Source organism: Amycolatopsis sp. WAC 01416 (assembly GCF_003947485.1).
Lineage (GTDB): Bacteria > Actinomycetota > Actinomycetes > Mycobacteriales > Pseudonocardiaceae > Amycolatopsis.
The window spans coordinates 845,794-872,094 of record NZ_QHHX01000002.1 but is presented as its reverse complement, the minus strand read 5'-3'; the positions used below and the strand labels follow the sequence as shown (position 1 = coordinate 872,094).

Sequence of the window (26,301 nt, the reverse complement as noted above, 5' to 3'; positions counted from 1 at the left end):
TCACTCGAAGGCGGAACGCCGAGTCCTTCGAAGCGGTGACGACGGCAGCTACGTCTTCCGGTCGACAGCGAGTGACCGCCAGATAGACGATCCAGACTCGCGTCAGCCCGCGAATACAGACAGTGAGAACGAACGAAAGAGCAAAAAGGTTGGCATTCATTATGGTCTCCAGGCATCGAAGGACGATGCCCGAGATCAAATGCCGACAGGTCGACAGCTCTCCGGCCCCTAAGAGGGCCGTCCCGAGCAGGGCGCAGCGGGCGTTTACAGGGTTAACCATACTCGCGACGGTGCGACGTGCGCCATCGGAATAATGCTCGGGCGGCCTGGTGCCCATGACGGCCTGGAGGCGGCCTGATCATGAGCAGCCAGCGCCGCCCGAACTACCGGATCAAGATCAAATCAGCCCTTGAGCAGGGCGCGCGCCATGACCATGCGCTGGATCTGGTTGGTGCCTTCGTAGATCTGGGTGATCTTCGCGTCGCGCATCATGCGCTCCACGGGGAAGTCGCGGGTGTAGCCCGCGCCGCCGAAGAGCTGCACGGCGTCCGTCGTCACCGACATCGCGATGTCCGACGCGTACGCCTTCGCGGCCGCGGCCATGTAACCGCCGCGCTTGTCGCCGCGTTCGGTCGCCGCGGCGGAGGCGTAGACGAGGTTCCGGGCGGCTTCGATCTTGATGCCCATGTCGGCCAGCATGAACTGGACGCCCTGGAACTCCGAGATCGACTTGCCGAACTGCTTGCGCTCCTTGACGTACGCGATCGACGCGTCGAGTGCGCCCTGCGCGATGCCCAGCGCCTGCGCGCCGATGGTCGGGCGGGTGTGGTCGAGGGTGCGCAGCGCGGTCTTCAGGCCGGTGCCGGGCTCGCCGATGATGCGGTCGGCCGGGATGGTGCAGTTCTCGAAGTGGATCTCGCGGGTCGGCGAGCCCTTGATGCCGAGCTTCCGCTCCTTCGAGCCGACGGTGAAGCCGGGGTCGTCCTTGTGGACGACGAACGCGGAGATGCCGTTGGCCTTCTTCTCGGCGTCGGGGTCGGTCACCGCCATCACGGTGTACCAGGACGATTCACCCGCGTTGGTGATCCAGCACTTGGTGCCGTTGAGCACCCAGTGGTCGCCGTCGAGCTTCGCGCGGGTGCGCATCGACGCGGTGTCCGAGCCGGCTTCGCGCTCCGAAAGCGCGTACGACGCCGACGCCTCGCCGGAGGCGATCGAGGGCAGCACGAGCTTCTTGAGGTCTTCCGACGCCGAAAGGATGATCGGCACCGTGCCCAGCTTGTTCACCGCCGGGATCAGCGACGCCGACGCGTCGACACGCGCGACCTCTTCGATCACGATGCAGGCCGCGATGGCGTCCGCACCCTGGCCGTCGTAGGCCTCGTCGATGTGGACGGCGTTGAAACCCGATTTGACCAGGGCGTTGTACGCCTCGATCGGGTAGCGCTCGTCCTCGTCGACCTCGGCCGCGTACGGCTCGATTTCCTTCTCCGCCAAGGCACGGACCGCGGCCCGCAGCTCTTCGTGCTCCTCGGCAAGCTGGTAAAGACCCGGGCCGTCAGACACCTTCGTCACCTCTTCTAACGCGTTTGAGAGTTCGACCGATGTTAGCGCTCGTTCACATTGTGCGACATCGCGTGCGCTTGTGTCTTTGACCGCAAAGTCCGTACGTTCGAGTGATGCAGCTCACCCCGTTCCCCCGGTCGCTCGAATATCCCGAGGTCCCGGTCGGCTCGGTGCTGGCCGGCGCCGCTGCTCGATGGGGCTCCCGAACCGCCTTCGCCCACGGAGACCAGAGCCTCACCTTCGCCGAGACGTACAGCGCGGCCTGCCGGTTCGCGAACGCCCTGCGCGCGGAGGGCATCGGCCGCGGTGACGTCGTGGCCCTTCACCTGCCGAACTGCCTGGCGTACCCGATCGCGTACTACGGCACGCTGCTCGCGGGCGCCACCTTCAGCCCGGCGAACCCGCTGCTGCCGCCCGACGACCTCGCCTTCCAGCTGGCCGACGCCGGAGCGGTCGCCGCCGTCACCGTCGGCCCGGTCGCGCGCGTACTCGCCGCGGTCCGTGACCGGACGGCGGTCCGGCTGAGCGTCGTCGTTCACCCGCCCGAGGAGGTGAGCGAGAACGAAGTCGAGTTCACGCGGTTCTACGCCGCTCACTCCGACGAGCGGCCGGACGTCGAGATCGACATCCACCGCGACCTCGCCCATCTGGCGTACACCGGCGGCACCACCGGACGATCGAAGGGCGTCTGCCTGCCGCACCGGAACGTCGTGGTCAACAGCCTGCAGAGTTCCTGCTGGCGGCTGGGCGCGATCCCCGCCGTCGACGACTCGGGAGAAGTGATCGTCGACCAGCTCGGCGGTCCGGACGAATGGCCGTCCCGGATCGGCACCGGCGTCGCCCTCAACCTGACGCCGTGGTTCCACGCCATGGGCACCATCGCCGCGCTGAACGTCCCGCTACTCGATGGCGGCACCGTCGTCCTGCACGACCGCTTCGACCCGGCCGCGTACGTGGCCGACGCAGAGCTGCTGCGGGTCACCACCATCGGCGGGGCGCCCGCGCTGTTCGCCGCCCTGCTCGCCTGCCCCGATTTTCACACGGCCGACCTGTCTTCGGTACTGACCATCGGTTCCGGTGCGGCGCCGATGAACCACGAGATGATCCGCGCCCTGCAGAAACGCTTCCCCGGCGTGATCATCACCGAGGGCTATGGCCTCACCGAGGTCACCATGGGCGCCATCATCGCGCCGTCGTATCGCTCCGCCACCCGGAAGGTCGGCTCGGTCGGCCTTCCGCTGCCCGACACCGAGATCAAGATCGTCTCGGCCGAGGGCGGCGAGGATCCGTTGCCCGCGGGCGAAAGCGGCGAGGTGTGCCTGCGCGGCCCGCAGGTGATGACCGGCTACCGCAACCGCACCGAGGAGACCGCGGCCGCGCTCGTCGACGGCTGGCTGCACACCGGCGACATCGGCATCCTCGACGAGGACGGCTATCTGTCCATTGTGGATCGCAAGAAGGACATGCTGCTGTACAAGGGATACAACGTCTTCCCGCGCGAGCTCGAAGAGCTGCTGATCACCCTGCCCGGCGTCTCCGCGGCGGCCGTCGTCGGCAAACCGGACACCGAGGTCGGCGAGCTGCCGGTCGCGTTCGTGGTGCGCAGCGACGAGAACGTCACCGCCGAGCAGCTGCTGGAGGCGGTCGGTGCTCGCGTGCTGCCCTACAAGCGGCTGCGGGCGATCCACTTCGTCGACCAGATCCCGGTTTCGGCCGCCGGGAAGGTGCTCAAACGAGAGCTGCGGAAGCAACTCGCCGAGTGAACCACCGCAAGTAGGTGACTAATCGCGTGTCACCGGCCGCGGAGGTTGCCGATCACCAGCTCCGCGGCCTTGAGCACACCCGCACACCGATCGGTGCCCCAATACTGCGAATCAACCCCGTCTGGAACCATGTAGTCGAACTCGAGAGCCGCGTCGTCCGACACGCCGACCACCATCGCGCACGACTTCATGTCGCCGAACAAGTGGTACTGCGCCGCAGGCAGGCCTTCGATCGACAATTCCCTCCACCCGGAGTATGTGCCCTGATTACTTGCACTGAGCGCCGTCAGTCCGGCAAGGCTTTTTTCTTTCACTGCCGGGATCTGCACACGCAACTGCGGCGCGTCCCGGGTGACCCACGCACACCCCAGCAGAGGAGAATCCGCCCGACTGGGCTTGACCCGATCCGGCGGATCGATGACCAACGCCGCTACATCCTCACGTTTCAGCGAGCCACAAGGGTCTGCCCGAAAAGACGCGAGATCAACAGGTTGCTCGACCGGCGTAACCGGGATCGCGTCTCCTGCCCTGGCAGGCGCCGGCCGCTCCTTGAGCAACGGGTCGGGCTTGCCCGGACCGCACCCGCCTGCGAGCACGACTATCGCGAATACGACGACAGATACGAAACTCACACTATTCCGGGACAGCATCCGGCTCGACCTTCCATTGCTTCTGCTCGTCCATTCCGGAACCTTCGCGAAGGTCAGGAACCTCCACGAAATTCGTCTGGATCTGCACGAGACTGATAGCACCCGCCTTGAAAGCGCCGATTGACTTGAGCGCCTCGTCGAACAGCGAGCTGATCTTTTTGACGAGTTCACCGAGTGCCTCGATAACCGAATCTATGACGTCAGCGAAGGTGAACAGATTCACCCCGGGAATAACAGAAGTCAGAGCGGCTACCAGTGCCTTCAAATCTATCTTGGCAAGCTCTCCGGCACATTCGCCGAGGAGAGTGATCGCCGTACCGTAGGTTTTGATCACCTCGTTCGCGATGCCCGCCATCACTCCGGAAATTCCGGCTACCGCCTCCTGTTCCGACTTGAGCGCATTGGTCACGTTCGCGGCATGCGCGACGAACTGGTCGGCCGCCCGGCCGGTCCAGGTGCCCGCCAACGCCTGCACCGCATCGCCGATGTCGTCGTGCGCGCCTTGGATCGCGGCATTACTTGCAAACCGGAACGCGATCTCTTGAATCCCGACGGCGTTACCGAGAAGCCGCGTTCGAATATCATCGAGCATGCGGAAAACATCCGGACGACCGATAAGCGGAAGCCCGGCGAAATCGCGAATTTTCTGGTCTGCGGCGAGCGGGTATGCCGGCAAATCACTCACGATCATTTCCCGTCTTTCTCGATGTCCTGGAGGCGCTTGTAGTACTCCTCGTCCTGCGCGTCGTAGTAGTCGGCGGCCTTGTCCATGGCGTCCCCAAGCTTGATCAAGCGATCGAAGCCACGAGTGCTCTTTGCCTGCAACTCGGCGATCATCCCGTTGAAGGCTTCGATGATTCCGGCCTCTTCGCCGAGCATGCCGACGTCATGAACATTGAGGCGCAGTCCTTCGATGTCGACATTCGCGAAATCACGGATACGCCCGGCAGCATGAAAGACGTCCTCGGTCGCCCTTCGAAGGGCTTCCGGATACACCTCGTAGCCGGAGCCATTGGAGCCGAGCGGCTCGAACGGGCCGCTCATCGAAAGCCTCCCTTCTCCGCTTCCTCGATCAGTGCGTCACGCCTCGTACGCGCTGCACGCTCGGCATCATTGATCGCGCGCAGGATGTGCCGGGCCAGGCTCGCCGCCGTCTGTGTTTCCACGGCGTCGGGGTTCAAGTCGACCGACCTCAACGAGCCCATCCCGTCCACCGTGACCGTGCCGAGTCCGGTAGGAATATTCCAAGTCAGGATCGCCGCACGACCACTGCTCGCGGCATGCTCGATCGCGGTGACTCTCGTATCGATTTCCTTCGCAAGGTGGTACAGCCTGTCGTGGGTGTTCACCTGTGGCCACCCCGATCGTCGAAGTCCTCATCGGAGAGGAAGTCGACTTGGTCGTAGCTCTCTTCATCGGGCACTTCGCCCCGTGACGCCCGCGCTCTCCGGCTGGCAGTGGACATCTCCACCGGTGGCGTCGGCGGTGGCCGATCCGGACTCCCCGCTCCCCATTCCGACATAGGCGGCGAGGCCGGTTCTTTGCCGATCACGGCCGCAAGCTCCGGGACCGCGGCCGAGTGGGCGGCGCCACGCGCGGCGTGGACAGCCTGCACGATGCTGTTTCCGAGCAGTTGAGGGTGTGCGCGGTTCAGTGCGTTGTCCGAGATCCGCAGATCGACGAGTTCGCCGCGTCCGGTCACCGTCGCGGCCACCGCTTGATCCGCGGACCGTCCGATGTGCACGGTCCCCGTGAGTCGGGCTTCCATGGCCCGCACCCGATCGCGAAACACTCGCGGATCCTGCGGCGCCGTCATGACGGCATCACAAAGCAAAGCATCGTGCTCCCTCCTTCACCACCGGACGGTTCTGACCGGCAGTGCCCGCCTGACACCTTACTGTGACGGCCTACGCCCGCAAGCAAGTTCCAAAGAATCGGAGGAAGTGGAGCAGATTCAGCCTTCGACGCGTTTGCGCAGTGCGGCGTCCTTGTCGAGCACCAGCTGTTCCAGGTCCGCCTGGAACCGCGCCATCTTCGCCTGCAAGCCCTCGTCGGACGCGGCGAGGATGCGCACCGCGAGCAGCCCAGCGTTGCGTGCGCCGCCGACGGAGACCGTCGCGACCGGGACACCGGCGGGCATCTGGACGATCGAGAGCAGCGAGTCCATGCCGTCGAGGTACTTCAGCGGCACCGGCACGCCGATCACCGGCAGCACCGTCGCCGACGCGACCATGCCCGGCAGATGCGCGGCCCCGCCGGCGCCCGCGATGATCACGCGCACACCGCGCGAAGCGGCCGACGTCGCGTAGTCGAGCATCCGCTGCGGGGTGCGATGCGCCGAGTAGACGCCGACCTCGTATTCGACGCCGAACTCGGCCAGCGCCTGCCCGGCCGCTTCCATCGTCGGCCAGTCCGAGTCGCTGCCCATGATCAGGCCAACCTGCGGCGCCATATTCGATTACTCCCTAGTGAATTTCGTAGCCGTCGAGCCAGACGGCGTGGGAAAGCCAGTGCGCGGCGAGCAGCGCGCGGTCGCGCAGCTCCTCCATGCGTTCGCCGACGAGGTTGACGTGGCCGAGTTTGCGGCCGGGACGCTCGCCCTTGCCGTATAGGTGGACACGGATGTCCGGGTACCGCGCGAACAGGTGGTGCAGCCGTTCGTCCGGCCCCATCTCGGGCGCCTCGGGGGCGCCGAGGACGTTCGCCATCACGCAGGCGGGGGCGATCAGGTCGGTCACGCCGAGCGGGTAGTCGAGCACGGCACGCAGGTGCTGCTCGAACTGCGACGTCTTCGAACCGTCCTGGGTCCAGTGCCCGGAGTTGTGCGGGCGCATGGCGAGTTCGTTGACCAGCAGGCCTTCGTCGGTCTCGAACAGCTCGACGGCGAGCAGGCCGGTCACGTTCAGTGTCGCGGCGATCCGCAGCGCCAGGTCCTGCGCCTCCTGCGTGCGCTGGACGCTGAGCCCCGGCGCCGGCGCGAGCACCTCGGTGTTGATCCCGCCGGACTGCACGGTTTCCACCACCGGCCACGCCGCGCCCTGTCCGAACGGCGACCGGGCGACGAGCGCGGACAGTTCGCGCCGCATGACGACCTTTTCCTCGACCAGCAGCGGGGTTCCGGCGTCGAGCAGTTCGGGGACGGTCTCGCGGGCGTGCTGTGCGGTGTCGAGCATCCAGACGCCGCGGCCGTCGTAGCCGCCCTGCGCCGCCTTGAGCACCACCGGCCAGGAGTGCTTGCCACCGAAGGTGATCACGTCGTCCACAGAGGACACTTCAGCGAACGCGGGGCCGGGGATCTCGAGTCCGGCCATCATCTCGCGCATGATGAGCTTGTTCTGCGCCATCGACAACGCGGCCGGATCGGGCCGGATGGTGACGCCTTCCATCGCGAGCGTCAGCAGGTGCTCGCCGGGGACGTGCTCGTGGTCGAAGGGCATCGCGTCGACCTCGGCGGCGAACGAGCGCAGCGCTTCGAGGTCGGTGTGGTGCCCGTGCACGACCTCACCCGCGACGAGGCCGGCGGATTCGTTCTCCCCGGCGGCCAGCACGCGCAGGGACTGGCCGAGGGAGATCGCCGCCTGGTGGGTCATCCTGGCCAGCTGTCCGCCGCCAACCATGCCCACGATCGGAAGACCGGTTCGCTTGTCCACTACTGCCGCACACTCCCGCTCAAAAGCCGATTCCGCGGATGAGATTACTTGGCCGCCACGGCCACGACCTGGGCGGACCCGCGTCGCAGTTCCCTTGCGGCCAGGCCTGTGATGGCGATCGCAGCCGTGAGGACATAGATGTTGCCGAGCAGTGACCAGCCCATCCCCCAGCCGAACTCGGTGTCCCCGCCGTTGGGCACGAACATGATCACCCCGCTCGCGAACAGCACCGCGACCCCCGCGGCCGGAACCCACGATCGGCGGAGGACGAGCAGGACGAGCAGCGGCACCGTCCACACCCAGTGGTGTGACCAGGACACCGGCGAGAGCAACAGCCCGTAGAACGCGGTCACCAGCAGCGCGCCGACGGGATCGCCGCGGCGATGCAGGCGCACGACCAGCCAGACGGCGGGTACGGCGAGGACGGCGGCGATCGCGATGGCCACGGTCAGCGACCACGGCGCGAGTTCCGAAGCGCGGTTCACCAGTCCGTTGAGTGATTGGTTGAAGATCCAGTGCACGGAGCCGACCCGGCTGGGGTCGGTCGCCGACTCCGTCCAGAACCGGACGGCGTCCCCTGGGATCACCGCGAACATCACGGCTTCGAGCGCGACGAACGTGCCGAGGGCCCGCAGCGCGTCCTTCCAGCGGCCGGTGAACAGCAGATGCGGCACGAAGATCAGCGGCGTCAGCTTGATCGCGGCGGAGATCCCGATCAGCACGCCCGCCCAGCGCGAACCACGGGCCGAAAGCACCAGGACGTCGAGGACGATCAACGCCATCAGGATGAGGTTGATCTGCCCGAGGAAGATCGTCTTCCAGACCGGCTCCAGCGCCAGCGCGCCCGCCGTGGCCAGCGGCAGCACCCACCAGCAGGTGATGGGGGCACCGCAGGCGCGGGCGACCACGGAGATCACGACGCTCAGGCAGACCAGGGAGAGCGCGCCCACGACGCCCCAGGTCAGCCCGGCGGGGACGATCGCGAGCGGCAGGAACAGCGGCGCGGCGGCCGGGGTGTAGGTGAACGGCAGCAGTACCCACGGCGGCAGTGTCGTCAGCGCCTCGCGGGTGTAGAGCGGTTCACCCTTCAGCAGGGTGAGGGCACCGGCGCGGTAGACGGCGCTGTCCGCGCCGAGGTGCCATTCCCCCAGCCAGGCGACGACGCCCAGCGCGAGCATCGCCAGTGCGAGCACACCCGCCAGCGCCGCCCCGACGATCCGGGGGTCAGCCGCCTGCCGTGACTTCAGCATGCTTGTCGTCGTCGCTCCGCTTCCGCCGCAGATACCACCAGCGCCCGGCGAGCGCGAGCGCCAATACCAGTGGCATGAGGATGTACGCGCTGCCGAGGATGTTCTCCCACACCTTCCAGTGCAGCTCGACATTCCGGCCGTTCGGCAAGATCAGCAGCACGCAGCTGATGAAGACGAAGAACACCGCGAAGGTGCCGAGCCAGCGTTTCCACGCGGTGGCGGGCGTGGTCTTCGGCAGCCGCGAGACCAGCAGGACGACCAGCGGCGCCACCCACACCCAGTGATGTGTCCAGGAGATCGGCGAGATCAGCAGGATCCAGAACGCCGTCACGAGCATCGCCGCGAGCGCCTGGCCCTTGCGGTGGAAGCGCAGCACCAGCCAGATCGCCGGGATCGCGAGCAGCGCGCCGATCCCCATCGCCGCTTTCGACGCCCAGGGCGCGAGCTCGGTGAAGCGGTTCATCAGCGCGTTCAGCGACTGGTTGCCCGCCCAGTGCACCGGGCCGATGCGGCCGGTGTCGGGCAGCGTGTAGGTCCAGTACCGGGCCGCGTCGTGCGGGATGATCAGGAACATCAGGCCCTGCATCACGACGAAGGTGATGAGCCCGCGGATGGCGTCCATCCGGCGGCCGGTGATGAAGAGATGCCCCAGGAACACGATCGGGGTGAGCTTGACCGCGGCCGCGACGCCGACGAGCACGCCGCCCCAGCGGCTGCCCCTCGCCCCGATGACGAGGATGTCGAGCATGACCAGCGCCATCAGGATGATGTTGATCTGGCCGAGGAAGATCGTGCGCCACACCGGCTCGAGGCCGAGGAAGACCAGGAAGAACGCGATCGTCGAGCGGGCGGGCGAGGCCCACCAGCGGGGGCCGTCGGTCGAGGGCTTCGGCAGTGCGCCGATGGCGATCCGGACGCACAGCGCCAGCGCGAGCAGCGAGACCGCGGTCAGGAGCCCCCAGGCGACCTGCGTCGGGACCAGCGCGAGCGGGATGAACAGCAGCGCGGCGGTCGGCGGGTAGGTGAACGGCAACAGCGCCCACCACGGTTCCACCGGAAGGGTGTTCGCGTCGTACAGCGGGTCGCCGTTCAACAGCGTCTCGGCGCCGGCGCGGTAGACCGCGCTGTCCACGCCGAGCACCCATTCGTGCTGCCAGCCCCAGATACCGAAACCGATCGCGACCAGCGGGATCACCGACAGGATCAGGATCGATCTCGGCCGGACGGACAAGCGGGCGAGCGACCTCCGCAGCGAGAGACGATGCTGCGGGCGGCTCGCCGAAACGTCGCCGTTGGCGTCGGCGGGAACAGTCCGGGTCACGCAAACAGGAAATCATGAACCGGGTCGTGCCTGGTCGACAGGGTCGGCCGTGACCTGGAGAACGTCTTACGCTACCCCGCGTCAGGAGCGCGCGAGACTACCGAGGAGATCGCACGCCAGATCGTAGGTCGCCGGGAGCCGGACGGCCGAGATCTGCGGGCGGCCGGTGTCCCGAAGCTGGGCGTCCACCGAAAGCCGCTCGTTGAGCGCCCTTCGCAACGCGACGCCGGACGAGGCGAGCCGCACGTCCTTCGGGACGAGCACGCCCGCGACGGACGGCCCGATCGAGGCGACGCTTTCCCCACCGTCGAACACCTGCTTCAAGGCGTCCGCGACCAGGATCATCCCGGTCAGCCGGGGCCAGCCGGCGACCGAGCTGAAGTCCATCGACACCACGAGCAGCGTGTGCGCCTCCGAGACCGGCCGTTCGTCACGACGGGCCTGGCGGTACAGCTCGCTCAACCGGGTCCTCAGGTACGCGGCCGTGGGCAGCCCGGTGAGCGGTTCGGTGACCTCGGTGTTCACGAGCTGGTCGGTCGCGACGTCCGCCCACGCCAGCGCCGTCACCCGGAGTAACCGGGAGGGTGTGGAGTCGACATCCGGTTCGAGGAAGCCGTCGACCGCGTCCGGATCGGCGAGCACGGCGTGCAACGCCGCGAGGTCCGCGAGCGTTTCGGCCAGCCCGGCACCCGCGGCGGCCCGTGCCCGGCCCAGCCCCGCGAGGGCGGTCTCCGCCACCTCGGCGGGAGCGACCCGGCCGTTCTTGATCACCGCCGCGCAGACGGCGTCGACCTCGGGGAGGCCCCAGTCACTGGGGAAACGCCAGCCCGCGGCCAGGCTGGCCGTGCGCCAGCGGGCTCGCAGTGCGCGGAGCGTGCGATCTCGTTCGAACCGGTTCCAGGCGGTTTGCCCGTCGGATCCCCCGGACGGCGCACCGGTGGCCGGTACGTCCACTGCCCACCGCCCCTTTCCGTTCCGATCTTTTCGATCTTGCGATCGCTTCACGGTGGGGACGCCGGTCCACGCCGCGCGTGACGGCGTTTTCCAAGGATCTTTCCGAACTCTTCGGTAACCCCGGTGCGGGTGAAGGTGTTGCGCTCTCCGGGTCATCGACGGGGCCGCGAGGTGACGTGCGTCGCCCAGTCCGTCACACTGAGCGGGTTCGGGCGTTTAAGAAAGTAGACCCGCCGAACCAGCAGATGAAGGAGCCCCGTGTCCACCGTTCCCGCCGATCTCTCCGGTAGGAGTGACGCCGAGCTGATCGCCGAGGTGCGTGACGGGAAGATCGCGTCCTACGGAACCCTGTACGAGCGCCACGCCGGCGCGGCGCACAACCTCGCCCGCCAGCTCGCCCGCTCGAGTTCCGAGGCCGACGACCTCGTTTCGGAAGCCTTCGCGAAGGTGCTGGACACGCTGCGCGTCGGCAAAGGCCCCGACGCCGCGTTCCGCGCGTACCTGCTGACCGCGCTCCGGCACACCGCCTACGACAAGACGCGCAAGGACAAGCGCGTCGACCTGAACGAGGACATGTCCGACGTCGGCGGCGCCGTCGGCGAAGCGCTGACGGTCCCCTTCTCCGACACCGCCGTCGCCGGGCTGGAGCGCACGCTCGCCGCGAAGGCGTTCGCCCGGCTGCCCGAGCGGTGGCAGGCGGTGCTGTGGCACACCGAGATCGAGGGGCAGACACCCGCCGAGGTCGCCCCGCTGCTGGGGCTGACCGCGAACGGGGTCTCCGCGCTCGCCTACCGCGCACGTGAAGGTCTGCGGCAGGCTTATCTGCAGGTCCACCTGGCCGAGAACTCCGCCGAACGGTGCCGCGCGAGCGCGGACAAGCTCGGCGCGTGGACCCGCGACGGGTTGTCCAAACGCGAACGTGCCCAGGTCGAGAGCCACCTGGACGAATGCGAGAACTGTCGCGCGCTGGCCGCGGAACTGGCCGACGTCAACACCGGTCTGCGCGGGATCATCGCGCCGATCGTGCTCGGTGGCGCGGCTCTCGGTTATCTGGCGACGACCGGCGCGGGCAAGGCGGGCGCGGTCACCGCGGCCGCGACGGCCGCCGCCGCGGGTTCGAGTTCGGGCGGGGCCGCCGGTGCGGCCGCGGCCGGACCGCGCCAGTTCGCCGGAGTGGCCGGATCGAGCGCGGCCATCGTCGCCGCGGTCGCGGTGGCGCTCGCCGCCGGCGGCGGTACGCAGGAGATCCCGGCGGCCGCGGCGGTCCCGCCGCCCGCCGTCGTCGCACCCGCGCCCACCCCCGGGGCCCCGCCCGTGGTGGTGCCTCCGGCCGTCCCGCCGGCGCAGCAGCCCGTGCCGCCCGCGCAGCAGGTGCCGCCTCCGGCTCCTCCGGCCACACCCCCGGCGCCGACCCCGACGCCCGCCGAGCCGCCCGCGCCGACGCCGGTGATTCCGGCGCCTCCGGTGATGACGGCGTCGACCCCGGCCGGCGGTGTCCAGCTCCAGCCCGGTGAAGAAGCCAGCCTGCCGATCACCGTGCGCAACGACGGGGGATCGAAGTCCGAGCCCGTGGCGGTCTCGCTGAACCTGCCGAAGGGTGTGCGGGCCGTTCCCGCCGCCGGCGGCGGCGCGATGGGCGTCAACGGCTTCCGGCAGCAGGCGCCCGCTCCGATCGCGGTCAGCTGCCCCGGCGGCACCGGCACGGTGACCTGCCGGACCGGTACCGGCCTCGAACCCGGACAGTCCGCGGTGCTGACCTTCCGGCTGCTCGCCGATGAAACGGCCGTGGACGGCAGCGTGGTGACCGGTTCGGTGACGGCGGGCGCGCAGATCAAGGTGTCGGTCGCGGTGAAGGTCAAGGTGCCCGCCCCGCCGGACGGCGTCGACCTGAGTGCCGAGGGCGACGGGCTGTCGGCGTTCCCGTGGAACCACCATCCGCTGATGAAGATCCGGGTGAAGAACACGGGAAAGACGACGAAGCCGGTCACGATCACCATCGACCACCGCGTGTTCTACTCCTGGAGCGCGTACGGCATCCGCTGCACCCCGACCGGCGAAGGCGCGTCGTGCACTTCGCGCGGCTCGCTGGCCCCGGGCCGTGAGGTGGGGCTGCTGGTCCGGTTGAAGGGCCGCCCGGCGGAAAACGTCCCGGTGACGGTGAACGCCACCCTCGGCGTCGCCAAGGCGAAGCCGGTCGCGGTCTACTTCGGCTGCTGGCACCACTGGTGTGACGACAACGCGCTGCTTCCGCCGACCACGGTGCCTTCGCTGCCTTCGATCACTTCGAAGCCTTCGGGCACGCCTGAGACGACGAAGCCGGGGCGGCCAGGGTGGCCTTCTCCGTCGAAGAAGCCTTCGCCGTCAGCGACGCCTTCGGAGCCTGCGAAGCCACAGCCCGCCCCCGCGGAGCCGACCACGACCACGAGCGCGCCGCCGAGGCCGGACAAGACGAAGCCGTCCACTCGCCCCAACGGAGTGGTCGACCGTATTTTCCAGTAGCGTCGCGCGCATGCGGGGGAAGCATCGCGAACTGCTGCGATTCGTCTTGGTCGGGGGCGCGAGTTTCGTCATCACGATGACGATCACCTATGGCCTGAAGTTCACCGTGCTGACCGACAAACCGGTGACCGCGCTGATCATCGGCGTGCTGGTGGCGACCGTTTTTTCGTACGTCGCGAACCGTGAATGGTCCTTTCGCACCCGCGGCGGCCGTGAGCGAGCCCACGAAGCGGCGCTTTTCTTCCTGATCAGCGCGATCGCGCTCGGCCTCAACGCGCTTCCGCAACTGGTTTCGCGGTACGTGTTCGACCTGGAGCAGCCGCATGTCGGGCTGCTGACCCAGGAGATCGCCGACTTCGTCAGCGGTGTGCTCATCGGGACCCTGCTCGGCACGCTGTTTCGCTGGTGGTCGTTCAAGAAGTGGGTCTTCCCGGAGGCCGACGCGCGACCGCGGCTGTTGCGGGGCGGCGGACCGGAGATTTCCGACATTCCCGACGACTCGGCTGCCTGACCGTCACGCGACAGCAAAGGTCCCTTGCTCTCTTTCCGCAGGTCAGCGGACCGAGTGGCAGCAAAGGTCCCTTGCTCCCCCGGGCGGCCGGGCACAAGGGTGGCGTGTTGCGAAAGCCACTTTCGCAACCTTCAACGTTGCGAAAGTGGCTTTCGCAACACCAGCGGCGGCATGGCCGGCGATCAGCCCACGTCACAGAAACGCCCAAAGCGTCATATAACGCACTGTCCATCCCCTCCCGGCCCATTCGACGGGCGAAGCGAATTAGACTGATCCGGTGACCGTGGTCGAATCCGTCCTTTCGAGGACGCCCGAGCCGTTCCGATCCGTGCTGATCAAGCACCGTGAGCTGTTGAAGTTCGCGATCGTGGGCGGCACGACGTTCCTCGTCGACAACGGCGTCTGGTACCTGCTGAAACTCACCGTGCTGGAGTCGAAGCCGACCACGGCGAAGGCGATCGCGATCATCGTCGCGACGATCGTGTCGTACATCCTGAACCGCGAGTGGTCCTTCCGGACCCGAGGCGGCCGCGAGCGGCATCACGAGGCGGCGCTCTTCTTCGTGATCAGCGGGATCGCCGTGGTGGTCAACCTGATCCCGCTCTACACGTCGCGCTACATCTTCGACCTCGAAGTGCCGCATGTGACGCGGTTCGTCCAGGAGTTCGCCGACTTCACGAGCGGGTCGATCATCGGCATGCTCCTGGCGATGTTCTTCCGCTTCTGGGGCTTCAAGAAGTGGGTCTTCCCGGATGAGCTGGGCAAACGCCGCCGGGACAGCGACGAACCGGACGACGACGTCGTTCCCCTCCGCTAAGTACTTGTCAAACGACATGTGATTGTCTAGGGTCATCCATGTCAACGTTCCTTCACTGATGACGCCGGCCGGGTTCGTACGGTCGAGCGGGACGAATCCGAGGTGATCGCCAAGCGCGAAGAGGACCGCATCCGGTTCGGATGACGGTTGAGCCTTTTCCCGTCTTGGCGGGGATCCGGGGCTGCTTTCGAGCACCGCTCCGCGTCCCTCGCGTTCCCTCGTTTCTTCCAGTGAACGGATCTTTTCTTGAGCACCGCTCTCGGCGCGCCTCCGCGCGCCCGAAACACCCTTGCCCTCGTCGGGCTCTTCGCCGCCGTGTTCCTGGCGATGCTCGACGCCCAGGTCGTCGCGACCGCGCTACCGCGCATGGTCGGCGAACTCGGCGGCGCGACGTCGTTCGCCTGGGTCACCACCGCCTACCTGCTGGCGGGCAGCGTCAGCGCGCCCGTCTACGGAAAACTCGGTGACCTCTTCGGCCGCAAGCGCGTCGTGCTCGTCGCGATCGCGTTGTTCGTCCTCGGCTCCCTCGCCTGCGCGCTCGCGCCGACGATGCCGCTGCTGATCGCCGCCCGCGTCCTGCAGGGCGTCGGCTCCGGCGGCCTGTTCGTCGCGGTCGCCGCGATCATCGGCGAACTGTTCCCGGGTCGCGAAGGCGCCCGCTACTTCGCCTGGTTCTCGATCTGTTTCGCCGGGTCCTCGCTGGCGGGCCCGGTCGTCGGCGGCGTCCTGACCGACCTCGCCGGCTGGCGATCGATCTTCGGGGTCAACGTGCCGATCGGGGTGGTCGCGTTCGGCATCGTCGCGCGATTCCTGCGGCTCGAACGACGCCGCAAGACCGCGCCGTTCGACTTCGCGGGCATCGTCGTGCTGTCCGGCGCGATCGTCGGCTTGACCCTGGCGACGCCGCTTTCGGCGTCGATCGGCGCCGTACTGCTCGTCGCCTTCCTGGTCATCGAACGCCGGGCGGCCGAACCGATCATCCCGCTCCGGCTCTTCCGCGCCAGGATGTTCAGCCTGAGCGTCCTGGCCAGTGCGGCGGCCGGGTTCGTCTTCCTGGGCTCGGTCAACTACCTGGCGCTCTTCCTGCAGACCGCGGGCGGCGCCGGACCTTCGGAAGCCGGACTCCTGCTGCTGCCCATGACCCTCGCGGTCGCCGCGTCGTCGATGGTCGCGGGCCGGATCATCGCCAAGACCGGCGCCTACCGCTGGGCGCCGATCCTCAGCATGACCCTCGGCCTCGCCGCCGCCCTCGCCATGTCCACAATGGACGAAACGACGCCGCTGCCGCTCGTCGTCGCCTATCTCGTCCTGTTCGGCGCGGCGGCCGGGCTCAACATGCAGATGCTTTCCATGGCGGCCCAGCAGGACGTCGCCCGGACCGATCTCGGCGCCGTTTCGGCGACCGTCGGTTTCCTGCGTTCACTCGGCACCACGGCCGGGTTGACCGTCTTCGGCGCGGTGTTCACGCAGGCGTTCACCGACGACAGTCCCGCCGGATACGCGTCCGCGCTCGGCGGCGTGTTCCGGGCAATGGTCCCCGCACTGGCCATCGGACTCGCCGCTTCCCTCTTCCTGCCGCGCGTTTCCTTGCGGCGCAACCACTAAAGGAGTCTTTCGATGATCCTCGTACTCGGTTCCACCGGCAAAATCGGCCGCGAACTGGTTCCCGCCCTGCTGGACAAGGGCGCCCGCGTGCGTGCCCTGACACGCGACCCCGCCCGCGCCAGGATCGATCCGCGTGCCGAGGTCGCCGCCGGCGATCTCGACGCCTTCGACCCGGCACTGCTCGATGGCGTCGACCGCGTGTTCGTCCTGACCTCCGGGCACGGTTCGGACCCGCTCGCCCAGGAACGCACCGTGCTCGAGGCCGCCACCGGTGTCGCGCACGTCGTCAAACTCTCCACCACCGGAGTCCACTTCGGACAGACCGACCCGATCTCCCTCTTGCACGCCGAGGCCGAACAGGCCGTGCGCGAAGCCGGGCCGGCCTGGACGATCCTGCGACCCGGCACCTTCATGGACAACCGGTTCGCGTGGCTGCACGCCGTCCGCGGCGACGGGGTCATCCGCGTCCCCGAGGGCGATCCGTCGTCCGCGCTGGTGCACGCCCGCGACATCGCCGAAGTCGCCGCGACCGTGCTGACCAGCGACGGGCACGCGGGCAGGACGTACCCGATCACCGGCGGCGAAGCGCTCACGACGCGGCGGCAGGTCGAAATCCTCGGCGACGCGCTCGGGCGGCGGCTGACGTACGTCGAAGAGCCCGAAGCCGATTCTCGGGCTCGGATGCTCGGGTACGGCTGGCCCGCTTCCGCGGTCGACGGGATGTTCGAGCTCAAACGGCAGTCCGCCGGGAATGAGGAGATCGTGTTCGACACCGTGCGCGAACTGCTCGACCGGGCGCCGCTGACGTTCGCCGACTGGGCCCGCGAGCACGCCGCCGCCTTCGCCTGACCTGCGGAAAGGGAGCAAGGGACCTTTGCTGTCGCCTGGCTCTTGAGTCCGTGAAGGCCTCCTTCCCTACCTTCAGAGTAGGGAAGGAGGCCTTCACGGTCACGCGTGCAATGAAAGGCTCCTTCCTTGCAAATTTTGCAAGGAAGGAGCCTTTCATTGCATCGGCGGCGAGCGGGAGGTACGGGCGGGAGGGACAGGCGCGAGAGCAAGGGACCTTTGCTACCACCCGCCCGCGACTCCTTCGCGTACTTGTGACCCAACACTGCGCCGAAAGGGTTAATGGGTTGGGCGTATCCCGGCGATACGCGACACTCATCAGGCGTTTAATTCTCGCCGGTCCGCTGTCCGGACCACGCGTTGTCCACGTCCGGCCCTCTCGCTAACGTGCCGCGTCGGGGAGACAGGGGGAACCAGATGAACGAACGCCTTAGCGTGCTCGTGGTCGACGACCATCCGTTGTTCCGGTTCGGGGTCTGCACGCTGCTCGCCAACGAGCCGCGGATCGACGTGGTCGGCGAGGCCGCGAGCGGCGCGCACGCGATCAGCGCGGCGAGCGCCCTCGCGCCCGACGTCGTGGTCATGGATCTGCATCTGCCCGACATCAGCGGCGCCGAAGCGACCCGGCACATCGTCGCCGAACGGCCCGGCGTCGGGGTGCTGATGCTGACGATGGCGGACGAAAGCGAATCGGTTTTCTCCGCGATGCGTGCCGGAGCCCGCGGATATCTGCTCAAAGACGCCGAGCCCGACGAAATCATCCGTGCCGTTCACGCCGTCGCGAGGCGCGAAGCGATCTTCGGGCCCGACATCGCGACGCGGGTTCTCGGCTTCTTCAACCACACTCAGCCGAGTACGGACACGGTGTTCCCGGAACTGACCGTCCGCGAACGAGAGGTCCTTTCGCTCATCGCGGGCGGGCACAGCAACACCGCCATCGCCAGCACCTTGTGTCTCAGCCCGAAGACCGTGCGGAACCACATTTCCAACGTCTTCAGCAAACTCCACGTCGCCGACCGCGCCGAAGCCATCGTGCGCGCCCGCGAAGCCGGGCTGGGTCGTTGAAAAGCGGAATTTGAAAACCCCGATAAGGGCGGCTTTTCGGGCAATGTCGGGACCGGAGTCCCATGCGCCCGGGACACCTCACCCGGCAGGGTGAGCAGTGCGAGGGGTGGGACCCTCGCACCGTTCGAGGGGAATGGGAATCACATGTTCGAACCGAACCGGACGCCAGTGGTCGTCCGCGCCACCGATCCGATTTTGCACAACGGCGTCTGCATGACGCTCCGCTCCCGTGACGATGTCTGGCTGGTGGACGGGGAGACCGCCGACCCGACGATGGTGGCCCTCCTGGTCACCGACCGCCTCGACGAGGCGATGACGCAGCTGCTGTCCGCACTGCATCACCAGGGGTTCACCCGCATCGTGCTCGTCGCGGGTGAAGTCGACGACAACGAGATCCTCAGCGCCATCGAGCACGGCGTCTGCGCGGTCGCCCGCCGTTCCGAGGCGGGCGCCGACGTCCTGGTCCGGCTGATCAAGGCGGCCGCGGCCGGGGAAGGCGCGTTGCCGCCCGACCTGCTCGGCAGGTTGCTGCACCGGGTCTCACGGCTGCAACGCCAGGTGCTGCAGCCGCGCGGCCTGCAATTCGGTGGCATGAGCAGCCGGGAGACCGAGGTGCTCAAACTGGTCGCGTCGGGGTTCTCGACGCAGGAGATCGCCGATCAGCTCTGCTACTCACAGCGCACGGTGAAGAGCATCCTGCACGACGTGACCAACCGGTTCCAGCTCCGGAACCGCTCGCACGCGGTGGCGTACGCACTGCGTGAGGGATTGATCTGACCCCGTGATCACCCAGGTCGACGAGGCGTTGTGCCTGCTCATCGCGCCTCATCTGCCGGAGGGGACGGTGGTCCGGCTGGATCCGCCGAAACCCACCTGGCAGACCGAGACGCGGGTGTCGAGCGTCGATCTGTTCCTCTTCGCCCTGCACGGCGCCGGCCCGGGAACCGGCGCCGTGCGGGCGAAGCGGTGCGAACTGTCCTATTTGGTCACGGCGCGGGCGGACAAGGTCCGGGACGAGCACACCTTGCTCGGCCGGTCGTTGCGGGCGCTGCTCGGGGCCGAGTTCCTCATGGTCGGCGAGCAGCCGTTGCGGATGGCTCTCGGGGAGACCGATCCGACCGGGCTGTGGGTCAGCCTCGGTCTGCCCGCCAGGGCGGCCTTCGTCGTCACGGTCACGGCGGAGTACCGAGACTGAGCAGCGAGGACCGCCGCAGGACCACTCCGCCGATGGACGCCAGCTGCCCGCCGAAGAGTTCGGCCCATTCGGCGGCCGTTCCGGGCGGCCCGCAGTCACCCGCCCGGCCGGCCCACCCCGCGCGGACTTCGAGCCGGTAACCGATCATCCCGGTCAACGTCAGCCCGTTCCGGCTGGCGCCGACCCCGCACCTGCCCCGGTAGAGCCGGCTGTCCGGCGGCTGGAACACCGCGCTCTCCTGGATGAACCGGTGGCCCGCCGCTCCGGTGACGGTCGCGACCGAGGTATCGATCCCGCTGACGAACAGCCCCTTCGAGAGCAGGTCCAGCGCTTCGGCCTCCATCCGTTCCACCACGCCGGGCGGTTTGCGGCACGCGTACAGAGCGCCGTCGAAGGACAACCGCACGGAGATCGCCACCTTGCCGATCTCCAGGGTCGCCGCGGCCACCGGACTCACCGGTGGGCGGTACCGGAACGCCGTCGCACGCACCCCCCGACGGTAGGTCGGCGCGCTTCCTCGGCATCGCCCGATCGGGAGATCCTTCGGGAGGTCTTAGCGCGGGACCCGCTCGGCCGGCCAGCGCACTTCGGCCACATCGCCCGGCCGGGGCACCTTCAGGAAGAGACTGAACACCGCCGGCTGCTTGCTCGACAGCTCCAGCCGTCCCCCGTCGGCCTCGATGAGCGCGCGGGCGAGCGCGAGCCCGACACCGGTCGAGCCGCCACCGGAGAAGCCGCGTTCGAAGATGTGCGGCGCCAGCTCGTCGGGCACGCCCGAGCCGGTGTCGGCGACTTCGATGACGACGGTGCCCTCGGTGTCGCCACGCCGCGCGGCGAGCGTGACCGTACCCGCGCCGTGGCGGAGCGCGTTGTCGAGCAGGACGCCGACGACCTCGCGCAACCGGCCCGGCGTCGCCCTCGCCCTCAGCCCGTCGGTGACCCGGATCCGCAGATGCCTGCCTTCGGCGCGAAGCAGCTGTCGCCACTCTTCGGAGACCTCGGGAAGCACTTCCTGCAGGCTGACCGGCTCCGCGACCACCTCCCGCGCCGCCCGCGCGGCGGCCAGCAGCTCGTCGAGGGCCTCGGCGAGCCGGTCCGCCTGTTCCTGCGCGGCCTTCGCCTCGTCGACGACGTCCTGGTCGGGGTAGACGGTGAGTGGTTCGAGCCGCAGCTGCAACGCGGTCAACCGGCTCCGCAGCTGGTGGGAGACATCGCCGACGAGCTGGCGTTCCCGCTGGACGAGCTGCGCGAGCGCCGAACCGGACGCGTCGAGCGCTTCGGCGACCATGTCGAGCTCGCCGACGCCGTAGCGCTTGGGATCCGGCCGGAAGTCGCCGCCGCCGAGTTTGACCGCGCGATCCGCGACGTGTCTCAGCGGTTTCGCGAGCCTTCGCGCGGTCACCGTCGCGACCACCGTTCCGGTGCCCACCGACAGCACGACCAGCAACAGCACGAGCAGCGTCACCTGAGTCTGGCGAGTGCGCATCGGCCCGGCGGGCACGGCCAGCTCGACCTCGCCGTGCAACGCGATCGGCGCCCGCTCGGACACCACGTCCGAACCGGGGTCGGAGCCGTACCGCTTCTCGATCTGCCCCTGCGCGCGGACGGTCAGCAAACCGCCCTGCGGGACGGCGACCCGGACGAGGTCGAGGTTGATCGGCTGGCCGACGGCGATCTCGTTGTCCAGTGTCGCCGCGATCCCGCGGGCCGAGGAAGCAAGGTTCTCGCGGTTGAGGTTCTCGACCAGCTGCCAGGCGGTGATCCCCAGCGGGATGCCCAGCACCGCCGCGGTGACCGCGACGGCGAGCAGGATCGCCAGCAGGATGCGACGGCGCATGCTATTCCGCGTTGAAGCGGAAGCCGACGCCGCGGACCGTGGCGATCCGCCGTTCGCCGTCGCCGTTCCCGCCGGGTTTACCCGCTCGACCGGCGGCTTCGTCGGCCGCGATCGCGAGCTTCCGCCTGAGCCACGACATGTGCATGTCGAGGGTCTTCGAGGTCTTCGATTCGAGGTCGTTCCACACCTCGGCGAGGATCTCGTCGCGGCTGACCACCTGGCCCGCGCGGCTCATCAGCACCCGGAGCAGCTCGAACTCCTTGTTCGCCAGCTGCACCTCGTGCAGGTCCACGGTGACCATCCGGGCACCGAGGTCCATCCGCACTCCCCCGGCTTCGAGCACGTCGGGGGCCCGGCGGCGGAGCAGCGCCCGGATGCGGGCCAGCAGTTCGGCGAGCCGGAACGGCTTGGCGACGTAGTCGTCCGCGCCGGCGTCGAGCCCGACCACGAAGTCGACCTCGTCGGTGCGCGCGGTGAGCATCAGCACCGGCACCTCGGTGCCGCTGGCGCGCAGGCGGCGGCACACCTCGAGCCCGTCCATTCCGGGCAGGCCGAGATCGAGGACCAGCAGGTCCACCCGATCGCTCTCGGTCGCGTCGAGAGCGGCGGGACCGTCGCCGACGACACGCACGTCATACCCCTCCCGCTGGAGTGCGCGGGAAAGCGGATCGGCGATGGCCGGGTCGTCCTCGGCGAGTAGCACCATGCTCACCTGGCCAACTCTACGACTGCCGGGCGTGAAAGCATCGTGACCGTGCCTGGCTACGAGAATGATCTGGAACTCGCCACCCGGCTGGCCGACGCCGCCGACGCCATCACCACCGCCCGGTTCCGCGCGCTCGACCTGGCCGTGGAGCGCAAACCCGACCGGACGCCGGTGACCGACGCCGACACCGCCGTCGAAGACGCCATCCGCGCGATCCTCGCCACGGACCGGCCGGAAGACGCGGTGCTCGGCGAGGAACGCGGCGGCACCGCGGCGACCGGCCGCGCCTGGGTGCTCGACCCGATCGACGGGACCAAGAACTTCCTGCGCGGCGTCCCGGTCTGGGCGACGCTGATCGCGCTGGTCGAAGACGGCGACCCCGTCGTGGGCATGATCAGCGCGCCCCTGCTCGGCCGCCGCTGGTGGGCCGCCACCGGCGACGGTGCCTGGATGAGCGACTCCGCCGGTGAGCGCCGCATCTCGGTGTCGAAGGTCGCGTCCCTCGAAGACGCGTATCTGTCCACAACGGACCTGAACTCGTGGTCGGAGTACCACTCACGCGAGAAGTACCTCGACCTCGTCGACGCGTGCTGGGAAAGCCGCGCTTTCGGCGATTTCTGGCACCACTGCCTGGTCGCCGAGGGCGCGCTCGACGTCACCGCGGAATGCATCGTGAACCCGTGGGACGTCGCGGCTGCCCAGGTGCTGGTCACCGAAGCCGGTGGCCGGTTCAGCGACCTCGACGGTGAGGCGCGCTACGACAACGGCTCGGCGCTTTCGACGAACGGCCTGGTCCACGACGAGGTCTTGGCGATCCTGAAGCGCTGAACGCGCGGAGTCACTGCGCCCCGGGCAGCAGGCCGACCGCGCCGCGCGCGACCTGAGACCAGGCGAGGCGGCCGAAGAGGTAGTGGCAGGCGACCTGTTCGCTGGTGAACCGCGCCCAGTCGTACCGGTTGCCCTGCTCACGCCAGAAGACCTCCCAGGCTGGCTCGGCGTCTTCTTCCTCGGTGCGCATGAGGCACCAGGCGTTGTCCGTCTCCGCGCCGACCGAGACCACCTCGGCGGGCACACCCAGCGCGGCCAGCCACCGCAAGATCGTCCCCGTGTTCACCGAACCTCCCCCGTGACGTCCGCCAGGAAGCCCAGCGTGACGAGTTCATCGGCGCCCAGCACCGCGCGAAAGCGCACCCCGCCGCCCGGCTGGCCGAACCATTCGGCGGTCACCGACCGCCAGACCGGCAGCGGCCGGACGACGCGGTAACGCCGGTACGTGGTGACCTGGTCTGACGGCAGCGAGCGCATCGGGAACAGGGTCCCGTCCTCTTCGAACACCCGGCCGTGCTGATCCCCGAAGCGGTCGAGATGAGTGCCGGCTTCGAGCATCGTCGGCGTCGCAGGATCGATGCCGCCCTCGGGAAAGAGCTCGGCGGGCGGCCACAGATAACCGTCTTCTCCGGCGAAGCGCGCCGTCCAGTCCTCTTGGGACGCTCCGCCCCACGGGTCGTGTCCCCTGGTCAACGCCGGCGGGGGCACGACGGCCGGAGTCGTCGGCGATCGCCGGAAGCCGCTGCTGACGTGCGACAACGCGTCCAGATCGTCCAGCACGTCCGCTTCGGGGTGATCCTGCGGGCCGGAACCGCCTTCGGGGAGCGGCAACTGGCGCGCGGGTTTCCCCATCGCGACCGGCAGATGCCCGATGGGGAACATGTGCACGAGGAACAGCGCGATCACGCTCTCCCGTTCGGTCCGCAAAGCCCCCATGGGCGGCGGGGCGACGGGCCGGGGCGGGAACGGCACCCGCAGCGGCGCCATCGCGGGCGGCCACGGCGAAGGCGCGTACGGAGCGCGCGCCCCGTGCGGCGGTGTCGGGGCGTCGTCGTACTGGACGGGCAGCCGGATCGGGCCCGTTCCGGCCTCGCTCGGATCGGTCACCGCACCTCCCCCAAGGAATCGAACCCCACCGGTGACGGGGGGAGGCAGCGGACAGGACGCGTTACGACCTTAGCGCCGACCGGCGTTCTCGTCGGCGGATACCCGAAAGCGCATCAAGGCCCGCGCGGGCGGGCGACGTTCGACGAGGGCGAAACCCGCCTTCGTGAACGTGCTCACCGTGCCGTGGTACGGATCCGCTCCCGGCCGCGAAGTCGACCGCGGCCTTCAGCAGGGCGACGGAAACCCCTTGACGACGGCTCTTCCTGCCGATGTAGAAGCACGTCACCGACCAGACCCCGGTCTGGTCGCCAGCCGGGGGTTGTCCAGCCGGGGCGGGACGGCGACCCAGCCGACCGGCTCGTCGTCGGCCAAGGCCAGCAGCCCCAACGGTTTCCCGGCGGCAACCTCGCCGCGCACGTATGCCTTGCGGCCGTCCTTGCCCGCCTGTTCGAACTCGGGACCGGTCAGCCGGAGAAGGCGCACCAGCAGCCGCCCTGCACTCCGCCGGGCCCGGACAACCGCTCGAAAAGCGGCCAGGTCTCGTCCGTGAGTTCGGCGAACCTCATCCGGCGAGTGCGTTGACCACCCGGGACGGGCTCGGCCTGCCCAGCTTCCCTGCCATCCACTTGCTCGTCGCCACCAGCGCGTCGAGGTCGACGCCGGTTTCGACGCCGAGACCGTCGAGCATCCACACGAGGTCTTCGGTGGCGAGGTTCCCGGTGGCCGATTCGGCGTACGGGCAGCCACCGAGCCCGCCGGCCGAAGAGTCCACAGTGGACACACCGCAGCGCAGGGCCGCCAGCGTGTTCGCGAGTGCCTGGCCGTAGGTGTCGTGGAAATGGACGGCCAGCGCGTCGACATCGGCGAACTGCCCGATCAGCGCCTCGACCTGGCCCGCGGTGGCGACGCCGATGGTGTCCCCGAGCGAGAGCTGCGAGCAGCCCAGGTCCAGGAGCCGCTTACCCACTCCGGCGACCTGCGAGGCCGGGACGGCGCCCTCCCACGGGTCGCCGAAGCACATCGACACGTAGCCGCGGACGTCGAGACCTTCGGCCCGCGCCCGGGTGACGACCGGCTCGAACATCGCGAACTGGTCGTCCACCGTCGAGTTGAGGTTCTTCTCGGCGAAGGTCTCGGTGGCGCTGGCGAAGATCGCGATCTGCGAGACGCCGGCCTCCAGCGCCCTGTCCAGCCCGCGCTCGTTCGGGACGAGCACCGGATACCGGACGCCCTCGCGCTTTTCGAGCCCGGCCAAGAGCTGCTCGGCGTCGGCCAGCTGCGGCACCCATTTCGGGCTCACGAAACTGGTCGCCTCGAGCGTGGTCAGCCCGGCACCGGCGAGCCTGTCCAGGAATTCGAGTTTGACCTCGACCGGGACGATCGACTTCTCGTTCTGGAGGCCGTCACGCGGACCGACCTCCCAGATCGTCACCCGTTCCGGCAACGCGGCGGCCGACGGGACGCGGTCGGGCAGCCCCAGCTCTCGCGTGCCCATCAACGCCGCCGGTTTCCGCGCGGCGGGGGCCCTTGCGGCGGCAGGGGTTCGGTCTGCTGCGGCGCGCCGGCGGCAGGCGGCGCGAAGTCGTCGTACGGGTTGTCGTTGACTTCGCGGTAGATCACCGTGTGCACGCGCTCGACCTTGGGGATGTCGTCGAACTTCAGCGGTTCGTCCGAAGCGGACTCGATCACCAGCGTGCCGCAGCCGAACACGCGGTCCAGCAGGCCGTGCTCGAACTGGACGCTGTTGATCCGCGACAACGGGATGTCGATCCCGGTCCGCTTGAGCACGCCTTCACGGGCGATCAGCCGATCCGTGGTCACGATGAAATGCGTGGTGCGCCAGCGGACGAACGGAGCGAGGAAGAGCCATACGACGAGACCGAGCCCGACCGCGGCGATCGCGATCTCCGAGATCAGGTCCCACGGGGCCGTCGCCTCCCTCGCGATCACAGCCAGCCAGATACCCACGCCGAGCGTGACGATCAGCGCGAGGAACGGGAAGATCAGCATCTTGAAATGCGGGTGACTGTGCACCACGACGTGCTCGTTTTCGCTGAGCAAATCGTCCGGATAGGCCACGACGGACGCTCCCAAAAGTATGTTCGGCGCTGGTGAGCTCACCGTACCGGCG

At 68.6% G+C, this 26,301-nt stretch carries 29 protein-coding genes; 10 read left to right on the top strand and 19 right to left on the bottom strand.

The window, feature by feature from the left end:
- Positions 1-402 precede the first annotated feature (402 nt).
- Positions 403-1,575 carry an acyl-CoA dehydrogenase family protein gene (locus DL990_RS08595; protein ID WP_199746262.1) on the bottom strand — a complete coding sequence of 391 codons (1,173 nt, stop codon included), beginning with the start codon at positions 1,573-1,575 and terminating at the stop codon, positions 403-405.
- Positions 1,576-1,679: 104 nt separating this feature from the next.
- Here DL990_RS08595 and DL990_RS08590 point away from each other — a divergent pair, with 104 nt between their 5' ends.
- Positions 1,680-3,329, top strand: coding sequence for a class I adenylate-forming enzyme family protein (locus tag DL990_RS08590; protein WP_125798319.1), 1,650 nt, complete (start codon positions 1,680-1,682; stop codon positions 3,327-3,329).
- A gap of 29 nt (positions 3,330-3,358) precedes the next feature.
- On the opposite strand, the gene DL990_RS08585 is transcribed toward DL990_RS08590, so the two are convergent.
- The 10 genes from DL990_RS08585 to DL990_RS08540 all read right to left on the bottom strand — a co-directional run bounded on the left by DL990_RS08585 (position 3,359) and on the right by DL990_RS08540 (position 11,154).
- Positions 3,359-3,979: a DUF3558 domain-containing protein gene (locus tag DL990_RS08585; protein WP_125789906.1), complete on the bottom strand. Its 621-nt coding sequence runs from the start codon at positions 3,977-3,979 to the stop codon at positions 3,359-3,361.
- Positions 3,963-4,664, bottom strand: coding sequence for a hypothetical protein (locus tag DL990_RS08580; RefSeq protein ID WP_125789905.1), 702 nt, complete (start codon positions 4,662-4,664; stop codon positions 3,963-3,965). Before DL990_RS08580 ends, DL990_RS08585 begins: the two co-directional genes overlap by 17 nt.
- Positions 4,665-4,666: 2 nt before the next feature.
- On the bottom strand, positions 4,667-5,023 hold the full coding sequence (locus DL990_RS08575; RefSeq protein WP_125789904.1) for a hypothetical protein: 357 nt from the start codon (positions 5,021-5,023) through the stop codon (positions 4,667-4,669).
- Positions 5,020-5,328, bottom strand: a complete 309-nt coding sequence (locus DL990_RS08570; protein WP_125789903.1) for a YbaB/EbfC family nucleoid-associated protein — start codon at positions 5,326-5,328, stop codon at positions 5,020-5,022. The genes DL990_RS08575 and DL990_RS08570 overlap by 4 nt, the downstream gene beginning before the upstream one ends.
- Positions 5,325-5,795 carry a YbaB/EbfC family nucleoid-associated protein gene (locus tag DL990_RS08565; RefSeq protein ID WP_125789902.1) on the bottom strand — a complete coding sequence of 157 codons (471 nt, stop codon included), beginning with the start codon at positions 5,793-5,795 and terminating at the stop codon, positions 5,325-5,327. Before DL990_RS08565 ends, DL990_RS08570 begins: the two co-directional genes overlap by 4 nt.
- A gap of 138 nt (positions 5,796-5,933) precedes the next feature.
- Positions 5,934-6,431, bottom strand: coding sequence for a 5-(carboxyamino)imidazole ribonucleotide mutase (gene purE / locus DL990_RS08560; RefSeq protein ID WP_125789901.1), 498 nt, complete (start codon positions 6,429-6,431; stop codon positions 5,934-5,936).
- 13 nt (positions 6,432-6,444) lie between these two features.
- Entirely contained in the window at positions 6,445-7,629 is a 1,185-nt protein-coding gene (locus DL990_RS08555) for a 5-(carboxyamino)imidazole ribonucleotide synthase (RefSeq protein WP_125798318.1), read from the bottom strand.
- A 44-nt stretch (positions 7,630-7,673) separates the two neighbouring features.
- Positions 7,674-8,879 carry a glycosyltransferase 87 family protein gene (locus DL990_RS08550; protein WP_125798317.1) on the bottom strand — a complete coding sequence of 402 codons (1,206 nt, stop codon included), beginning with the start codon at positions 8,877-8,879 and terminating at the stop codon, positions 7,674-7,676.
- Positions 8,854-10,200, bottom strand: a complete 1,347-nt coding sequence (locus DL990_RS08545; protein ID WP_125789898.1) for a glycosyltransferase 87 family protein — start codon at positions 10,198-10,200, stop codon at positions 8,854-8,856. The genes DL990_RS08550 and DL990_RS08545 overlap by 26 nt, the downstream gene beginning before the upstream one ends.
- Before the next feature lie 81 nt (positions 10,201-10,281).
- Positions 10,282-11,154 (bottom strand): GGDEF domain-containing protein, encoded by an 873-nt coding sequence (locus tag DL990_RS08540; RefSeq protein WP_125789897.1) that lies wholly within the window; start codon positions 11,152-11,154, stop codon positions 10,282-10,284.
- Between the two features lie 258 nt (positions 11,155-11,412).
- On the opposite strand from DL990_RS08540, the gene DL990_RS08535 reads away from it, so the two are divergent.
- The 8 genes from DL990_RS08535 to DL990_RS08500 all read left to right on the top strand — a co-directional run bounded on the left by DL990_RS08535 (position 11,413) and on the right by DL990_RS08500 (position 19,692).
- Positions 11,413-13,653, top strand: coding sequence for a sigma-70 family RNA polymerase sigma factor (locus DL990_RS08535; RefSeq protein ID WP_125798316.1), 2,241 nt, complete (start codon positions 11,413-11,415; stop codon positions 13,651-13,653).
- A gap of 10 nt (positions 13,654-13,663) precedes the next feature.
- Positions 13,664-14,164 carry a GtrA family protein gene (locus tag DL990_RS08530; RefSeq protein WP_125789041.1) on the top strand — a complete coding sequence of 167 codons (501 nt, stop codon included), beginning with the start codon at positions 13,664-13,666 and terminating at the stop codon, positions 14,162-14,164.
- Positions 14,165-14,441: 277 nt separating this feature from the next.
- On the top strand, positions 14,442-14,981 hold the full coding sequence (locus DL990_RS08525; protein ID WP_125789040.1) for a GtrA family protein: 540 nt from the start codon (positions 14,442-14,444) through the stop codon (positions 14,979-14,981).
- A 246-nt stretch (positions 14,982-15,227) separates the two neighbouring features.
- Entirely contained in the window at positions 15,228-16,586 is a 1,359-nt protein-coding gene (locus DL990_RS08520; RefSeq protein ID WP_125798315.1) for an MDR family MFS transporter, read from the top strand.
- Positions 16,587-16,598: 12 nt separating this feature from the next.
- Positions 16,599-17,435 carry an NAD(P)H-binding protein gene (locus tag DL990_RS08515; RefSeq protein WP_125798314.1) on the top strand — a complete coding sequence of 279 codons (837 nt, stop codon included), beginning with the start codon at positions 16,599-16,601 and terminating at the stop codon, positions 17,433-17,435.
- A gap of 414 nt (positions 17,436-17,849) precedes the next feature.
- Positions 17,850-18,497, top strand: a complete 648-nt coding sequence (locus DL990_RS08510; RefSeq protein ID WP_125798313.1) for a response regulator transcription factor — start codon at positions 17,850-17,852, stop codon at positions 18,495-18,497.
- 144 nt (positions 18,498-18,641) lie between these two features.
- Positions 18,642-19,274 (top strand): response regulator transcription factor, encoded by a 633-nt coding sequence (locus DL990_RS08505; protein ID WP_125789036.1) that lies wholly within the window; start codon positions 18,642-18,644, stop codon positions 19,272-19,274.
- Positions 19,275-19,278: 4 nt separating this feature from the next.
- Positions 19,279-19,692 carry a hypothetical protein gene (locus DL990_RS08500; RefSeq protein WP_125789035.1) on the top strand — a complete coding sequence of 138 codons (414 nt, stop codon included), beginning with the start codon at positions 19,279-19,281 and terminating at the stop codon, positions 19,690-19,692.
- Here the strand turns inward: DL990_RS08500 and DL990_RS08495 are convergent.
- From DL990_RS08495 to DL990_RS08485, 3 genes are all read right to left on the bottom strand, one after another.
- The gene (locus DL990_RS08495) at positions 19,670-20,182 is read right to left on the bottom strand and encodes a hypothetical protein (protein WP_233599218.1); all 513 of its coding nucleotides are present in this window, start codon (positions 20,180-20,182) and stop codon (positions 19,670-19,672) included. The genes DL990_RS08500 and DL990_RS08495 overlap by 23 nt on opposite strands.
- A 63-nt stretch (positions 20,183-20,245) precedes the next feature.
- Entirely contained in the window at positions 20,246-21,529 is a 1,284-nt protein-coding gene (locus tag DL990_RS08490; RefSeq protein ID WP_125798312.1) for an ATP-binding protein, read from the bottom strand.
- 1 nt (position 21,530) lies between these two features.
- Complete coding sequence (locus DL990_RS08485; RefSeq protein ID WP_034304815.1) at positions 21,531-22,235, bottom strand: response regulator transcription factor; 705 nt, start codon at positions 22,233-22,235, stop codon at positions 21,531-21,533.
- Positions 22,236-22,277: 42 nt separating this feature from the next.
- Between DL990_RS08485 and hisN the strand changes: the two genes are divergently transcribed.
- On the top strand, positions 22,278-23,063 hold the full coding sequence (gene hisN / locus DL990_RS08480) for a histidinol-phosphatase (RefSeq protein ID WP_125798311.1): 786 nt from the start codon (positions 22,278-22,280) through the stop codon (positions 23,061-23,063).
- A 10-nt stretch (positions 23,064-23,073) separates the two neighbouring features.
- Here the strand turns inward: hisN and DL990_RS08475 are convergent, their stop codons facing one another.
- From DL990_RS08475 to DL990_RS08455, 5 genes are all read right to left on the bottom strand, one after another.
- The gene (locus tag DL990_RS08475; RefSeq protein ID WP_125789032.1) at positions 23,074-23,349 is read right to left on the bottom strand and encodes a hypothetical protein; all 276 of its coding nucleotides are present in this window, start codon (positions 23,347-23,349) and stop codon (positions 23,074-23,076) included.
- Positions 23,346-24,170: a TNT domain-containing protein gene (locus tag DL990_RS08470; RefSeq protein WP_125798310.1), complete on the bottom strand. Its 825-nt coding sequence runs from the start codon at positions 24,168-24,170 to the stop codon at positions 23,346-23,348. Before DL990_RS08470 ends, DL990_RS08475 begins: the two co-directional genes overlap by 4 nt.
- A gap of 282 nt (positions 24,171-24,452) precedes the next feature.
- Positions 24,453-24,653, bottom strand: coding sequence for a hypothetical protein (locus DL990_RS41715; protein WP_233620421.1), 201 nt, complete (start codon positions 24,651-24,653; stop codon positions 24,453-24,455).
- Positions 24,654-24,732: 79 nt separating this feature from the next.
- The gene (locus tag DL990_RS08460) at positions 24,733-25,665 is read right to left on the bottom strand and encodes a hydroxymethylglutaryl-CoA lyase (RefSeq protein WP_125798309.1); all 933 of its coding nucleotides are present in this window, start codon (positions 25,663-25,665) and stop codon (positions 24,733-24,735) included.
- On the bottom strand, positions 25,665-26,249 hold the full coding sequence (locus tag DL990_RS08455) for a PH domain-containing protein (RefSeq protein ID WP_125789029.1): 585 nt from the start codon (positions 26,247-26,249) through the stop codon (positions 25,665-25,667). Before DL990_RS08455 ends, DL990_RS08460 begins: the two co-directional genes overlap by 1 nt.
- Positions 26,250-26,301 lie beyond the last annotated feature (52 nt).

Excerpts from the sequence above, each read along its gene's own strand:
- purE (WP_125789901.1), bottom strand. The coding sequence starts at position 6,431 with ATGGCGCCGCAGGTTGGCCTGATCATGGGCAGCGACTCGGACTGGCCG.
- DL990_RS08510 (WP_125798313.1), top strand. The coding sequence starts at position 17,850 with ATGAACGAACGCCTTAGCGTGCTCGTGGTCGACGACCATCCGTTGTTC.
- DL990_RS08490 (WP_125798312.1), bottom strand. The coding sequence starts at position 21,529 with ATGCGCCGTCGCATCCTGCTGGCGATCCTGCTCGCCGTCGCGGTCACC.
- DL990_RS08485 (WP_034304815.1), bottom strand. The coding sequence starts at position 22,235 with ATGGTGCTACTCGCCGAGGACGACCCGGCCATCGCCGATCCGCTTTCC.
- DL990_RS08575 (WP_125789904.1), bottom strand. The coding sequence starts at position 5,023 with ATGAGCGGCCCGTTCGAGCCGCTCGGCTCCAATGGCTCCGGCTACGAG.
- DL990_RS08590 (WP_125798319.1), top strand. The coding sequence starts at position 1,680 with ATGCAGCTCACCCCGTTCCCCCGGTCGCTCGAATATCCCGAGGTCCCG.
- DL990_RS08550 (WP_125798317.1), bottom strand. The coding sequence starts at position 8,879 with ATGCTGAAGTCACGGCAGGCGGCTGACCCCCGGATCGTCGGGGCGGCG.
- DL990_RS08515 (WP_125798314.1), top strand. The coding sequence starts at position 16,599 with ATGATCCTCGTACTCGGTTCCACCGGCAAAATCGGCCGCGAACTGGTT.
- DL990_RS08460 (WP_125798309.1), bottom strand. The coding sequence starts at position 25,665 with ATGGGCACGCGAGAGCTGGGGCTGCCCGACCGCGTCCCGTCGGCCGCC.
- DL990_RS08530 (WP_125789041.1), top strand. The coding sequence starts at position 13,664 with ATGCGGGGGAAGCATCGCGAACTGCTGCGATTCGTCTTGGTCGGGGGC.
- DL990_RS08585 (WP_125789906.1), bottom strand. The coding sequence starts at position 3,979 with ATGCTGTCCCGGAATAGTGTGAGTTTCGTATCTGTCGTCGTATTCGCG.
- DL990_RS08565 (WP_125789902.1), bottom strand. The coding sequence starts at position 5,795 with ATGACGGCGCCGCAGGATCCGCGAGTGTTTCGCGATCGGGTGCGGGCC.
- DL990_RS08505 (WP_125789036.1), top strand. The coding sequence starts at position 18,642 with ATGTTCGAACCGAACCGGACGCCAGTGGTCGTCCGCGCCACCGATCCG.